The 13,314-nt window shown below is 67.3% G+C and carries 12 protein-coding genes; 7 read left to right on the top strand and 5 right to left on the bottom strand.

The window, feature by feature from the left end:
- Window positions 1-111: 111 nt before the first annotated feature.
- Window positions 112-1,392 (bottom strand): NAD(P)/FAD-dependent oxidoreductase, encoded by a 1,281-nt coding sequence (locus AC3WTC_RS15795; protein ID WP_492711882.1) that lies wholly within the window; start codon window positions 1,390-1,392, stop codon window positions 112-114.
- 121 nt (window positions 1,393-1,513) lie between these two features.
- Here AC3WTC_RS15795 and AC3WTC_RS15790 point away from each other — a divergent pair, with 121 nt between their 5' ends.
- Window positions 1,514-2,308 (top strand): NYN domain-containing protein, encoded by a 795-nt coding sequence (locus tag AC3WTC_RS15790; RefSeq protein WP_025879390.1) that lies wholly within the window; start codon window positions 1,514-1,516, stop codon window positions 2,306-2,308.
- Window positions 2,309-2,365: 57 nt separating this feature from the next.
- Here the strand turns inward: AC3WTC_RS15790 and AC3WTC_RS15785 are convergent, their stop codons facing one another.
- Window positions 2,366-2,557 carry a hypothetical protein gene (locus AC3WTC_RS15785; RefSeq protein ID WP_025879391.1) on the bottom strand — a complete coding sequence of 64 codons (192 nt, stop codon included), beginning with the start codon at window positions 2,555-2,557 and terminating at the stop codon, window positions 2,366-2,368.
- A 78-nt stretch (window positions 2,558-2,635) separates the two neighbouring features.
- Here AC3WTC_RS15785 and AC3WTC_RS15780 point away from each other — a divergent pair, with 78 nt between their 5' ends.
- Window positions 2,636-3,256 carry a glutathione S-transferase family protein gene (locus AC3WTC_RS15780; RefSeq protein WP_025879392.1) on the top strand — a complete coding sequence of 207 codons (621 nt, stop codon included), beginning with the start codon at window positions 2,636-2,638 and terminating at the stop codon, window positions 3,254-3,256.
- Between the two features lie 112 nt (window positions 3,257-3,368).
- Here the strand turns inward: AC3WTC_RS15780 and AC3WTC_RS15775 are convergent, their stop codons facing one another.
- Window positions 3,369-5,558, bottom strand: a complete 2,190-nt coding sequence (locus tag AC3WTC_RS15775) for a primosomal protein N' (protein ID WP_032952166.1) — start codon at window positions 5,556-5,558, stop codon at window positions 3,369-3,371.
- 414 nt (window positions 5,559-5,972) lie between these two features.
- On the opposite strand from AC3WTC_RS15775, the gene AC3WTC_RS15770 reads away from it, so the two are divergent.
- The 4 genes from AC3WTC_RS15770 (at window position 5,973) to sppA (ending at window position 11,125) form a co-directional block, all read left to right on the top strand.
- The gene (locus AC3WTC_RS15770; RefSeq protein WP_080149737.1) at window positions 5,973-6,974 is read left to right on the top strand and encodes a hypothetical protein; all 1,002 of its coding nucleotides are present in this window, start codon (window positions 5,973-5,975) and stop codon (window positions 6,972-6,974) included.
- Window positions 6,967-7,542, top strand: a complete 576-nt coding sequence (locus tag AC3WTC_RS15765; RefSeq protein WP_033832341.1) for a DUF3106 domain-containing protein — start codon at window positions 6,967-6,969, stop codon at window positions 7,540-7,542. The genes AC3WTC_RS15770 and AC3WTC_RS15765 overlap by 8 nt, the downstream gene beginning before the upstream one ends.
- Window positions 7,543-7,723: 181 nt before the next feature.
- Window positions 7,724-9,088 (top strand): MATE family efflux transporter, encoded by a 1,365-nt coding sequence (locus tag AC3WTC_RS15760; protein WP_263929866.1) that lies wholly within the window; start codon window positions 7,724-7,726, stop codon window positions 9,086-9,088.
- 114 nt (window positions 9,089-9,202) lie between these two features.
- Window positions 9,203-11,125 carry a signal peptide peptidase SppA gene (gene sppA, locus AC3WTC_RS15755; protein WP_140227726.1) on the top strand — a complete coding sequence of 641 codons (1,923 nt, stop codon included), beginning with the start codon at window positions 9,203-9,205 and terminating at the stop codon, window positions 11,123-11,125.
- Window positions 11,126-11,202: 77 nt separating this feature from the next.
- On the opposite strand, the gene AC3WTC_RS15750 is transcribed toward sppA, so the two are convergent.
- Entirely contained in the window at window positions 11,203-11,406 is a 204-nt protein-coding gene (locus AC3WTC_RS15750; protein ID WP_492711878.1) for a hypothetical protein, read from the bottom strand.
- Window positions 11,407-11,517: 111 nt separating this feature from the next.
- Here AC3WTC_RS15750 and AC3WTC_RS15745 point away from each other — a divergent pair, with 111 nt between their 5' ends.
- The gene (locus AC3WTC_RS15745; protein WP_025879399.1) at window positions 11,518-12,294 is read left to right on the top strand and encodes an SDR family oxidoreductase; all 777 of its coding nucleotides are present in this window, start codon (window positions 11,518-11,520) and stop codon (window positions 12,292-12,294) included.
- Between the two features lie 48 nt (window positions 12,295-12,342).
- Here AC3WTC_RS15745 and AC3WTC_RS15740 read toward each other — a convergent pair whose 3' ends face one another.
- Window positions 12,343-13,059, bottom strand: coding sequence for a hypothetical protein (locus AC3WTC_RS15740; protein WP_492711876.1), 717 nt, complete (start codon window positions 13,057-13,059; stop codon window positions 12,343-12,345).
- Between the last annotated feature and the right edge of the window lie 255 nt (window positions 13,060-13,314).

The following is a 13,314-nucleotide window of genomic DNA, read 5'->3' as shown; positions in this document are numbered from 1 at the left end:
GCGAAGAGTTCTGCCGGACATGGTCCAGGCCCGATGAAGCAGTAGAGCCACGCCATGCGTGGCTGCGCTCCAGTCAACCTGCACAGAAATTCATCCACGCATGGCGTGGATCTACCGTTTCGGCCGCCGGTCTTCGCGGTCGTCGCCGAAGATGATCCGCGCGCTGCGCTGGTAGCTCCAGTACGCCACCGCCCAGTTCAACAGCACCACGACGCGGTTGCGGAACCCGATCAGGAAGAACACGTGCGCGGCCAGCCAGAACCACCAGGCCAGCACGCCGGACAGCTGCAGCTTGCCCAGGTGCACGATCGCGGCCATGCGGCCGATGGTGGCCAGGTTGCCGAAGTCGGCGTACTTGAACGGTCCGGGTGCTGCCTTGCCATGCAGGCGCGCGCGAATCACGTCCGCCACGTACTTGCCCATCTGCTTGGCGGCAGGCGCAACGCCCGGTACCGGCTTGCCGTTGGCCTGGTTCAGCGCAGCGAGGTCGCCGGCCACGAACAGTTCCGGGTGACCAGGCAGGGTCAGGTCGGGCTGCACCTGCACGCGACCGGCGCGGTCCAGCGGCACGTCCAGCGTGCGCGCCAGCGGTGAGGCGGCCACGCCGGCGGCCCAGACCACGGTGCGCGCGGGCACGAACTGGTCGCCCAGCTTGAAGCCCTGTCCATCGATGTGGCTCACCGGCGTGCCGGTCATCACTTCCACGCCCAGCTTTTCCAGCTGCCGGCGTGCCTTCAGCGAAAGCACTTCGGGGAAGGTGGACAACACGCGCGGACCGGCCTCGACCAGCCGCACCTTGGCGCTGGCCGGATCGATGTGGCGGAATTCATTGCGCAGCGTATGCCGGGCGATTTCCGCGAGGGTGCCGGCCAGCTCGACCCCGGTCGGGCCACCCCCCACCACGGCAAAGCTCAGCCATGCCGCCTTCTTTTCCGGGTCCGGCTCGGCTTCGGCGCGTTCGAACGCCAGCAGCAGTTTGCGGCGCAGGGCGATGGCATCGTCCAGGGTCTTCAGGCCGGGCGCATCGTCCGCCCATTCGTCGTGGCCGAAGTAGGCGTGGGTGGCGCCTGTGGCCAGCAGCAGGCTGTCGTAGTCCAGCGTGCTGCCATCGGCCATGTGCACCTGGCGGGCCTGCTTGTCGATGGCCACCACTTCGCCCAGCCGCACCTCCACGTTGCGCTGGTGGCCGAGGATGTGGCGCAGCGGTGCGGCGATATCCGGAGCGGACAGCCCAGCGGTGGCCACCTGGTAAAGCAGCGGCTGGAACAGGTGGTGGTTGCGACGGTCGACCAGGGTGATGCGTATGCGTTCGCGGGCCAGCGCACGGGTGGCCCACAGGCCGGCGAAACCGCCGCCGACAACGACCAGGTGGGGGACGCGATCACGACTCATCGACTCACTCCAGGGGGGCATGGGGGAAGTGCCTGGCATCTTCGCACGGCCGCTCCTTGTCACGTCAGCGTGCATCGGGATCGGCGATACTCGGGTTCAGGCAACTGCCCGTGAGGAGTCCATGAGCGAACCGGAAAAGCGCATCGCCCTGTTGATCGACGCCGACAATGCACCGGCCTCGAAGATCGACGAAGTCCTGGCCGAGGTCGCGCGCTACGGTGTGGCCAACGTCCGCCGTGCCTACGGCAACTGGAAGAGCCCACGACTGAAGGGCTGGGAGGCGGTGCTGCACGAGTACGCGATCCGCCCGATCCAGCAGTTCGCCTACAGCAAGGGCAAGAACGCGTCGGACATGGCGATGGTGATCGACGCGATGGATCTGCTGTACGCGCGCAACCTCGATGGCTTCGCGATCGTGTCCAGCGATGCCGACTTCACCCCGATGGTGATGCGCCTGCTGACCGATGGCGTGAAGGTGTATGGCTTCGGCGAAAAGAAAACGCCGGAACCCTTCGTCAACGCGTGCTCGAAGTTCACCTACCTCGAAGCGTTGGGCCAGACCCACGCCAGCGTGCAGGATGTGGAGCAGGCAGCGAACGAACAATCATCGAACGGACAGGCGCCCAGCGAGCAGGCCACCAGCGATGATGCGCGCCCACGCAAGAGCGGGGCGGAAATGCGCAGCGATACGCGTCTGGTGAAGATGCTGCGCCGTGCGGTGTCCTCGGCAGAAGGCGAGGATGGCTGGTCGCACCTGGGTCCGGTCGGCAGCCAGATCGGCAACCAGGCCTCGTTCGATCCGCGCAACTACGGTTACGGCAAACTCAGTGACCTGCTGGCGGCGATCGGTTTGTTCGAACTGAAGAAGGACGGTAAGTCCTCCTACGTACGCGCGCTGCCGAAGAAGAACCGGTAGCGCCGGGCGTTGCCCAGCGTGTGGCGGTCGCGCAGCACTGCAGAAGACATGGTGTGGCTACAGCGTGCGTGCGCTGGAGCCGGCATAGCCTTCCGCAAATCCGTTGGCGAAGTCTTCAACGCCATTGAAGGCCAGCAGCAGCACGCCGGCGCACAGCAGCATGTTGCGGTTCGAGCGCCGGTACCCGAGCACCAGCATCACCAGTCCTGCTGCCAGAAGCGTGTAGTTCACTGCATCCCATGCGGTCATGTCGTCTCTCCCTGTGGATGGGCGTATCGTAGCGGCTCCGCGCCATCGCGGCGCACTGCTGCACGCAAGGAAACCCGCATGTTGAAGATCTGGGGCCGCCGCAATTCCAGCAACGTCCGCAAGGTGCTGTGGTGCGCCGAGGAAATCGGCCTGCCGTACGAGTCCATCGAAGTGGGTGGCAGCCACGGTGGCACGCAGTCGCCGGAGTACGTGGCGATGAACCCGAACGGCCTGGTGCCGGTGATCGAAGACCACGGCCTGCCGCTGTGGGAGTCGAACACCATCGTGCGCTACCTCAGTGCGCGCTATTCGCTGGGCACGCTGTATGCCGAAGATCCGATGGAGCGCGCCCAGGCCGAAAAGTGGATGGACTGGAGCACCTCGCGGATGGCGCCGCTGTACTCCGAACTGATCTGGGGCATCATGCGCACCGCACCGGCCGACCGCGATGAGGCGCGCATCAATGCAGCGATCGTGCGCGCCGGTGATTTCCTGGCGCTGCCCAACGCAACCCTGGCCAAGCAGCCGTGGCTGTCGGGCGACACGTTCGCCATGGGTGACATCGCGTTGGGCTCGTTGATCTACGCCTGGTTCGAACTGCCGATCCAGCGCCCGGACCTGCCGCACCTGGCCGAGTGGTATGCACGCCTGCGCGAACGCCCGGCGTACCAGCGCGGCGTGATGTCACCGATGACGTAAGCGAAGGCGCGACGTTCGGGGTCAGAGCCTTTTTTGCGGAAAGGGATCCGACCTCAAGCCATCGGGGTCGGATCCCACCCAGCGGGTGGGCTCTGACCCCAGCGTATTGTCCTCAGTACAGATCCGTCGGATCCACATCCAGCGACCAGCGCACCTTGCGTGCCTCCGGCAGCGCGTACAACTGCGGCACCAGCTGTGCCAGTACCCCATGCAGCGGCGGCCGCTGTGCCGCCGACAGCAGCAGCTGCGTTCGCTGATAACCGGCACGGCGTGGCATCGGCGCCGGCATCGGCCCGTAGGCCTCCACCATGTCCTGTTCACCCAGCAGTTTCCGCGCAGCGAGCAGGAACGCGTTGGCATGCTCGACCTGCTGTGCTTCGGCACGCATCAATGCCAGGTGCGCGAAGGGCGGGAACCCGGCTGCCTGGCGCTGGTTGAGTTCGGCCTGGGCGAACGGGTGGTAGCCACCGTTGACCAGCGTCTCCAGCAGCGGATGGCCCGGATGATGGGTCTGCAGCCACACTTCACCCGGATCGCGCGCGCGACCGGCGCGGCCGGCTACCTGGATCAGCTGCTGCGCCAGTTTTTCGCTGGCGCGGAAATCGGCCGAGAACAGGCCTTCGTCGATGCCCACCACCACCACCAGCGTCAGCTTGGGCAGGTCGTGGCCCTTGGCCAGGATCTGCGTGCCGACCAGGATGCCGGGCGCGTTGCCGAGCTTGGCCAGCTGCTGCTCCAGCGCATCGCGGCGGGCGGTGGTGCCACGGTCGATGCGCACCACCGGGAAATCGGCGAAGGCACTGACAAGGTGTTCTTCCAGCCGCTCGGTGCCGATGCCCTGTGGCTGCAGGGCCAGGCTGCCGCAGGCGGGGCAGGCCAGTGGTGCCGGCTGCCGCGCACCGCAATGATGGCATTGCAGGCGACGGCCACCGCCATGCACGGTCATCGGTGCATCGCAGCGGTTGCAGGGTGCGGTCCAGCCGCAGTCGTGGCACAGCAGCACCGGCGCATAGCCGCGGCGGTTCTTGAACACCAGCACCTGCTGGCCACGCTGCAGGTGTTCGCCGATGCCGGCCAGCACGTCGGCGGAAAGGCCATCGCGAAGCGGACGCTTGCGGACGTCGAGGATGCGCACGCGCGGCGGTCGGGCATCACCGGCGCGCTGTTTCAGGCGCAGGTGCGCATAGCGGCCGGCATAGGCGTTGTGCAGGGTTTCCAATGACGGCGTGGCGCTGCCCAGCAGCACCGGAATGCCCTGCGCCTTGGCCCGCACCAGAGCGAAATCACGTGCGTGGTAGCGGATGCCGTCCTGCTGCTTGTAGCTGCCGTCGTGCTCTTCGTCCACGATCAGCAGGCCGGGCTGCGGCAGCGGAATGAACACCGCCGAACGCGTGCCCACGATCACCCGTGCTTCGCCGCGCGAGGCCGCAGCCCAGACCCGCGCGCGTTCGTTGTCGGTCAGCCCCGAGTGCAACGCGTGCACGGCGATGCCGAGACGGCCGCGGAAGCGCGCCAGGGTCTGCGGGGTCAGGCCGATCTCGGGCACCAGCACCAGGGCCTGCCTGCCCTGCGCCAGGCAATGGATGATGGCCTGCAGGTAGACCTCGGTCTTGCCGCTGCCGGTCACCCCGTCCAGCAGGAATGCCTGGAAGCTTTCGGCGGCGGTGATCGCGGCCACCGCTTCGGCCTGCTCCGCATTGAGGGTGGGGCCGGGCAGGGGCTGGGCGTGCTGCGGCGCCACGCTCAGAGCGATGCGCTCGGCCAGGTCGCGCTTGCCCAGGCTGCGTGCGGCCACCCGCCAGTCCTGCATGCGTGCGGACAGGACATCTTCGTCCACCACGGCTTCGGCCAGCAGCTCGGCCAATTGCCGCGGTCGGCTGCCGGCGCGCAGCTTCTCGCGCTGGGCATGGCCTTCGGCTGTCAGCTGCCAGCCCCAGTGATGGGTGTCGGGCAGCGGTTCGCCATGCCGCAGCGGGCCGGGCAGGGCGGTGCTCAGTACTTCGCCCAAGGGGGCGTGGGTATAGCGGGCCAGCCACTGCAGGCTCTGCCACAACTCGCCCTGCAGCAGTGGTGTCGTGTCACACCAGGCCAGTGCCTGGCGCAGGCCCTGGCTGTCCTCGGTTTGCCCGTGGCCGGCCACCACGCCGATCAGTTCGCGGTTGCCGAACGGCACCTTCAGCCGGCAGCCGACCGCTACCGTCGGGCCTTCGCCCTGCGGTGGCAGGTAGTCGAACAGGCGCGGCAGGGGCACGGGCAGGGCGACCTGCAGGGTCGGGACAGGGCCGGATTCAGGGGCGAGCATCGGGTCAGTGTAACGGCCCATGCGAGGGCGCATGGCAGTGGCAGATGCGACTGGCATGCCCTCCGGCGAATCATAAATGTCACCTAAATATCGGTGTCTATTGGAGATTCAGTCTTATCCACATCTTCTGTGGATAAGTCTGTGCGTTAGCGGCTCATGGCGCCGTATGAGGCCGATGGCGACGGCCTCACGCTTTGGTTGGTCAAAAAATAGCCATACTTTAAATGCAATTGAAATCAATAACTTAAGTGTGAAACATTGCTGAAACAGGGTGAATTCAGCCATTCACGCAGGAATCGCCCGGTTCCCGCGTGGTGCTGTGCACAACCTGCAGCAGAAAGCGTCTGCAATCGCAAGTCCTGCCGGGCAGTGATGGGCTGCCGCTATCATGCCGGCAGACCTTTGGAGTGACCGATGACGGCTGTGCCCGCCCCTGTTTCCTCGACCGCGGCCGGCGCGCTGTCGGCATTTCTGCGTGGCGTCGAACGCCGTGCCCTGGTCGTGGCCGAACTGCAGTGCGGTGACCCCGCCCGTGCCGAACAGACGCTGGTGGCGGTGATGCGCGCCTTCGCCGCGGTCGCCAGCGACCTGCCGATGGCGCAGTGGCCCAGCCGCTTCTGGACCCTGCTGGGTCAGCGCCAGGCGCTGCGCGAGCCGGCCACCGGGCAGTGGCCACCGTCGCTGGCCGCGCTGGGCGAGATGGCCCCCTTGCCGCGGCTGGCCTTGCTGCTGCGGGTGGGGGGCAGCCTGGACGAGGGCATCGCCACCCGCGTTCTGGATGTCGACGAAGAAGGCTATCAGCGCCTGTTGGCCACGGCCTGCCCACGCGATGCCGATGGCCAGCCCGACGCCGCTGCATGGCGCGCTCTGGCCGAACAGGTGCAGCTGCGTGTCCGCGACCTGCCGGCCAAGCGCCTGCAGCAGCTGCAGCAACCGTCCGCGCCAGCGGCCAACAACCAGGCGCCTGCGTCCAGCTGGCGTGCACCGCCGCGCGACGAACGCGCATCTGCAAGCGGCAAGCGTCGCCGCCCCAATGCCAAGCCGCGCTGGCGTGGCCCGGTGATCCTGTTGATCACCGTGGCAGTGCTGCTGCTGGCTGCGTTGGGCTGGCGCCATTGGCAGGGCCGTGCGCTGACTGCCGATGGCCCCCTGCCCGAAGGCGTGGTCGGCGAGGCCGGGCCGGTCACCGTCGAGGCGCTGCCAGCCAGCGATGTCCGCCCCGCTGCGGGCAGCGATGCGCAGGCCAGCGAAGATGCCGCGATGCTGGCCGACCGCGATTACCCGCTGCTGGCCGAGGCCGACATGCATGCCTGGAGTGCCGCCGGTGGCCCGTTGCCGGTGGACGAGTCACAACCCAAGCCGACCCGTCCGGAACCGGTCGGCGCAGCGCTGGAAACCTCTGCTGCCGATGAATAAGCTCCTCTTCGCCGGCCTGCTGCTGGCCCTGCCGCTGTCGCTGGCGGCCGCTCCGCAATCAGTGAACGTGCCGCTGCCCGCACCGTCGGCAACACCATCGGCCGCGCCCACTGCGGCGCCCACTGCCGCGGCGGCATTCGCGCAACTCGATCCCGCCCAGCAACGGCAGCGCCGCAGCGACTACGCCGCGTGGCGGGCCCTGCCCGAGGGCGAGCGCGAACGCATCCGCCAGGCCGCCGCCCGCTTCGCCGCGTTGCCGGCCGACCAGCAGCAACGCCTGCGCGCGCAGTTCCAGGCACAGGACCAGGCCTTCCGCGAAGGCTGGCGGCTGGGCCCGCAACTGGGCGCCGAGTTCCCCAAGCTGCACGGCCTGTTCGGCTTCGTACCGCCGCAACAGCGCGATGCCGTGCTTGCCGTGCTGCGCCAGCTGAGTCCGTCGCAGTTGGCGCAGCTGGCCCTGGTCGCCCAGCGCACGCCGCCGCAGGAACGCGACAGCGTACGCAGCGCATTCCTGACGGTCCCCGCCGCCGAACGCGACACCTGGCTCAAGCGCCAGGCCGGCCAATAAGCGAAAAGGGGACGGAGGGAATTAAGTCGTTTCTGGCGCGACTGTGCCGGATACGACTTAATTCCCTCCGTCCCCTTTATGGGGCAGTCATGGGAATGACCGCCCGGCGCGCGTAAGATGGCCGGCCGCAACCCGGTGCCTGTGCCCTTCGCGCGCAACCGTAGTTCGCGTCAAGCACCTTATGTCTACTGCAACCTCCACGCCGCGCTTCAGCAAGGAAGTCGGCGCTACCGGTCTGCTTGCCCTGCCGCTTGTGCTCGGGCACGTCTCCACCGGTCTGATCTCCTTCGTCGACAACGTGATTGCCGGCCACCATGCGACATCCACCCTGGCCGCAGTGACCATCGGCACTGCGCTGCTGTGGCTGCCGATGCTGATCCCGATCGGCACGCTGATCTCGCTCACCGCCTCGGTGTCGCAGCTGCATGGCGCCGGCCGTGAGCGCGAGATCGGCCCGCTGTTCCGGCAGGCGCTGTGGCTGGCGCTGGGCCTGGGCCTGATCATGTTCACCTTCCTCACCGTGGTGCCGCCGCTGCTGCCGGCATTCGGCATCGCCCCGGACATCGTGCCCGGCGCAACGGCCTTCCTGCATGCGGTGCGCTGGGGTGGCCCGGCGCTGACGCTGTACTTCTGCATGCGCTATCTCAGTGAAGGCATGCATTGGACGCTGCCGACCATGCTGCTCGGTTTTGGCGGCCTGCTGGTGCTGGCGCCGATGGGGTACGTGCTGGCCAACGGCAAGCTGGGCTTCCCGGAAATGGGCGCTGAAGGCCTGGGCATCGCCTCGGCGGTGATGATGTGGCTGCAGGCGATCGCCTTCGGTACCTACCTGTGGTTCACCAAGCGCTTTGCCCACCTGCAGCTGTTCTCGCACTTCGAGGGGCCGCGCTGGTCAGCGATCTGGGACCTGCTGCGCACCGGCCTGCCGATCGGCATCACCGTGCTGATGGAAGGTGGCCTGTTCATCGTCACCGCATTGCTGATTGGTCGCCTGGGCGCCAATGAAGCGGCCGCGCACCAGATCGCGATCAACGTGGCGCAGCTGTGCTTCATGATCCCGATGGGCGTGGCCGAGGCGACCACCGTGCGGGTCGGCCATGCGGTTGGCCGTGGCGATGGCTTCGGCGTGCGCCGTGCGGCGTGGGCCGGCTACGCGATCATCATGGGTACGCAGACGCTGTCGGCGGCGGCACTGCTGTTCGGCCACGACGCCATCGTCGGCGTCTACACCAACGACCTGGCCGTGGCCGGGCTGGCCTCGACCCTGCTGCTGTACGCAGCCACCTTCCAGTTCCCCGATGGCATCCAGGTGCTGTCGGCCGGCGCGCTGCGCGGCCTGAAGGACACCCGCGTGCCGATGTTCATCGCCATGTTCGCCTATTGGGGCCTGGGCATGCCGCTGGGTGCCGGGCTCGGCCTGGGCCTGGGCATGGGGCCGCAGGGCATGTGGATCGGCCTGATCGTCGGCCTGACCGCCGCCGCCATCCTGATGGGCTGGCGCCTGGGCCGCAGCAGCAAACGCATTGGCCAGTCCACGCTGGCCTGACATCACGCCGGTCCCGGGCAACCGTGACTGGCGATCCCCTGACTTGTGTCCGATGCTGCCTCACGCGGCACCGGCTATGCTGTTACCACGGCAAGAAGCCATCCGGAGTGCTCCATGAACCAACCCGTGCCGCCGCTGCCCCCGGCGAACCGCAATCCTGTCGCCAGCTTCTTCATCGGGCTGTGGGACGTGATGAATTTCACCCGCCGGTTGATCCTCAACCTGGTGTTCTTCGGCCTGTTGCTGCTGGTGCTGGTGATGTTCATCGTCGCTGCGGGCATGGGCGCAGGTGCCAGCAAGGCGCTGCAGGACCGCACCACCCTGGTGATCGCGCCGGAAGGCCGCCTGGTCGAGCAGTACAGTGCCGATCCGGTCAGCCGCGCGCTGGCCAAGGCCGTCGGTGACAACGGTGCCGAGGAAGTGCAGCTGCGCGATCTGATCCGGGTGATCGAGAGCGCGCGCGATGACAAGAAGATCGAGCGGGTGGTGCTGGAACTGGACAAGCTGCAGCCGTCCGGTTTCGCCTCGCTGCGCGAAGTGTCCGCCGCGCTGCAGGACCTGCGCGCTTCGGGCAAGCAGCTGGTGGCCTTCAGCGAGAGCATGGGGCAGTCGCAGTATCTGCTTGCCGCACAGGCCGACGAGGTCTACCTGGACCCCATGGGTTCGGTGGTGCTGGAAGGCCTGGGTCGCTACCGCCAGTATTTCCGCACCGGCCTGCAGGACAAGCTGGGCGTGGACGTGCACCTGTTCAAGGTAGGCGAGTACAAGTCGGCGGCCGAGCCGTACGTGCTCGACGCGGCGTCGCCGGCGTCCAAGGAAGCCGATCTGTTCTGGATGAACGATGTGTGGCAGCGCTACCTCGGCGATATCGCCAAGGCCCGCCGCCTGGATCCGGCACAGCTGGCGGCCGGTATCGACACCCTGCCTGAAGGCGTCGCTGCCGCCGGCGGCGACCTGGCCAAGTTCGCCCTGCAGCAGAAGCTGGTGACCGCGCTGAAGACCCGCGAGGAATTCGAGGATCTGATGATCGAGCGCGGCGTGGCCGACGAAGACGCCGACGGCGGCTTCCGCAACATCGATTTCGGCACCTACATGGCCCAGCTCGATGCGCGTCGCAACCCGGTTGATTCGCGTCCGCAGGTCGCCGTGGTGGTGGCCTCCGGTGAAATCAGCGGCGGCGATCTGCCGGCCGGCCGTATCGGTGGTGAATCGACCTCGGCGCTGCTGCGCGCGGCGCGCGACGATGACGACGTCAAGGCTGTGGTGCTGCGTGTGGATTCGCCGGGTGGCGAGGTCTACGCCTCCGAGCAGATCCGTCGCGAAGTGGTGGCCCTGCAGGCTGCGGGCAAGCCGGTGGTGGTGTCCATGGGTGACCTCGCTGCATCGGGTGGTTACTGGATCAGCATGAACGCCGATCGCATCTATGCCGATCCGTCGACCATCACCGGTTCGATCGGCATCTTCGGCATGATCCCCAACTTCAGCCGTGCGCTGGACAAGTTCGGCGTGCACACCGATGGCGTCGGCACTACCCGTTTCGCCGGTGCCTTCGACGTCACCCGGCCGATGGACCCGGCGGTGGGCCAGGTCATCCAGTCGGTGATCAACAAGGGCTATGCCGATTTCACCGGCCGTGTTGCCGAGGCCCGCAAGAAGCCAGTCGAGGCGATTGACGAGGTGGCCCGTGGGCGCGTCTGGAGCGGTGCGCAGGCCAAGGAGCGCGGTCTGGTCGATGCCTTCGGTGGCCTGAAGGACGCCGTGGCTGACGCTGCTGGCCGGGCCAAGCTGGGCGCGACCGACAAGTACCGCGTGCGTTACATCGAGAAGGCGGCGACGCCGTTCGCGCAGTTCGTCAGCGGCTTCGCTGGCAGCCACGCCGGCGCCTGGATGCTGGCCGATTCCGGCGTGGGCCGGATGATGCTGGCGCGCACGATGCCGGAAATCGATACGCAGCTGCGCTTCGTTGAGAACGCGGCCCGCGAGAAGGGCAACGGTGCACCAGTGAAGTCGCTGGCGTATTGCTTCTGCGGGTTCTGATGGCCCATCCACGCATGGCGTGGATCTACTGAACGCACAACGCCCGGCCTTGGCCGGGCGTTGTGGCATGCGGGGATCTACTGCGCGTCGGCCTCTGCCTTGCGCTCGCGTTCGGCCGCCTCGTCCAGGGTCTTCTGCACGGCCTTTGCGCGGTCCAGCGGTTGATTGATCGTCTTGGCCATCGCCTGCGGTTGCGGTGGTCGTTCGGGATTGGGCGGTGCAGGGCGCTGGCACCCGGCCAGCGTGACGGCCGACAGCAGGACGGGAATCAGGACGCGCATGGCAGCTCTCCACGAGGGACGTGCAGCCAGTGTCGCATCCCGGGCGGCGGACGGTCGTGAGCGCGTATCCTTGCCGCATCGAAACACAGTGGGCGCGGCCCCGGAGGACATATGACCCAGCAACGGTGGCGCCTGGATGGGCAGACGGCCCTGATCACCGGTGCCAGCGCCGGTATCGGCCTGGCGATCGCGCATGAACTGGCGGGTCTCGGCGCCGATCTGATGATCGTCGGCCGCGACCTGGACATGCTGGAGAGTGCCCGCGACGAACTGCTGGATGTGTATCCGCAGCACCAGGTGCATGCCTTGGCCGCCGATGTGTCCGATGACGAAGATCGCCGGCAGATCCTGGACTGGGTCGAGGACCACGCCGACGGCCTGCACATCCTGGTCAACAATGCCGGTGGCAACATCACTAAGCCCGCCACGGAATATTCCGAAGACGAGTGGCGCGGCATTTTCGAGACCAATCTGTTCTCGGCGTTCGAGCTGTCGCGCTATGCGCATCCGTTGCTCGCGCGCCACGCTTCATCGGCCATCGTCAACGTCGGCAGCGTGTCCGGCCTGACCCATGTGCGCAGCGGCGTGGTCTATGGCATGACCAAGGCGGCGATGCACCAGATGACCCGCAACCTCGCGGTGGAGTGGGCCGAGGACGGCATCCGGGTCAATGCAGTAGCGCCGTGGTACATCCGGACCCGTCGCACTTCGGGCCCGCTGTCCGATACCGACTACTACGAGGAAGTGATCGGACGCACGCCGATGCGGCGCATCGGTGAGCCGGAGGAAGTGGCCTCGGCCGTGGGCTTCCTGTGCCTGCCGGCATCGAGCTATGTCACCGGCGAATGCATCGCGGTGGATGGCGGCTTCCTGCGATACGGGTTCTGACGGGACCGCCCGCTGCGGATGGAGGCATCCACGGCGGGCGTGGATGCTCTACTTCGGTACGGGGCAGTCGCTGGCTTCCAGCACGGCCTGCAGGCGTTCGCGTTCGCCGCGCGCTGCCGGTTGGTTTTCGGGCGCAGCAAAGCGCTCGCGACCGCGTGCATCGCGGAAGCGCTGCTGCCAGCTGCCGCAGCGCTGCGCTTCGGCCACTTCAGTGCAGCGGTCCCGGACCACCTCGCAGCTGGCGGCGTTCACCGGTGTCGCTCCGCCCAGGCCCTGCACGTTCAGCAGTTCGCAGCGGCCTGGTGCAGCCTCGTACTCATGCAGGTACAAGCTTCCCTCGCTGCCGAGGCATTGATAGATCGCCGGCAGCGGTGGCTTTGACGGTGTGTTGCCATCCCCCGAGGTGGCGTCGCTCGAACGTGGCAGCACCGCGCTGTCGAGTATGGCGTCGCCGCCTTCGTGCTCGACCATGCGTGCTTCCATGATCGTTCGGCCCTCATGTGGCTGCGTCGCGGCAGGCTCGGCGGCGACGTCCACGGACGGCATCGCTGCAGGCGGAGGAGTGGGGCTGTTCTGCACCGGCGCAGCGGGTGCTGCGGCGGCTGGCGCAGGGACGCGCTGGATCTGCTGGCGGGTGCCGGCGGGGCAGGGGGTGCGCTGCAACGTAGGAACATCGCTGCTGCCCATGCAGCGGTAGATCACCATGTCATCGGCCAACGCGTTGCCGGGCAACAGGGCCATGGCCAGCCAGATCAGTCTTTTCATGCGATCAGCCTACAGCGGTGGTCCATGCCCGGGTAGTTGCCAACCTTGGTTGGCACCCGCAGTGCCCATGCCGTGGTAGTTGCCAACCTTGGTTGGCACCGTTGTTTGCCAGTGCCCACCAAGGTGGGCATCTACCAAAGCGGGGGCATAGCCCCAGCGCAGGGCTCAGATGCCCCGGTAGTTGCCAACCTTGGTTGGCACCGTTGTTTGCCAGTGCCCACCAAGGTGGGCATCTACCAAAGCGGGGGCATAGCC

It is taken from the genome of Stenotrophomonas sp. FW305-C-20-S1 (genome assembly GCF_058783335.1).
The sequence above is the reverse complement of the archived record's forward strand: the minus strand, read 5'-3'. Positions and strand labels throughout refer to the sequence as shown.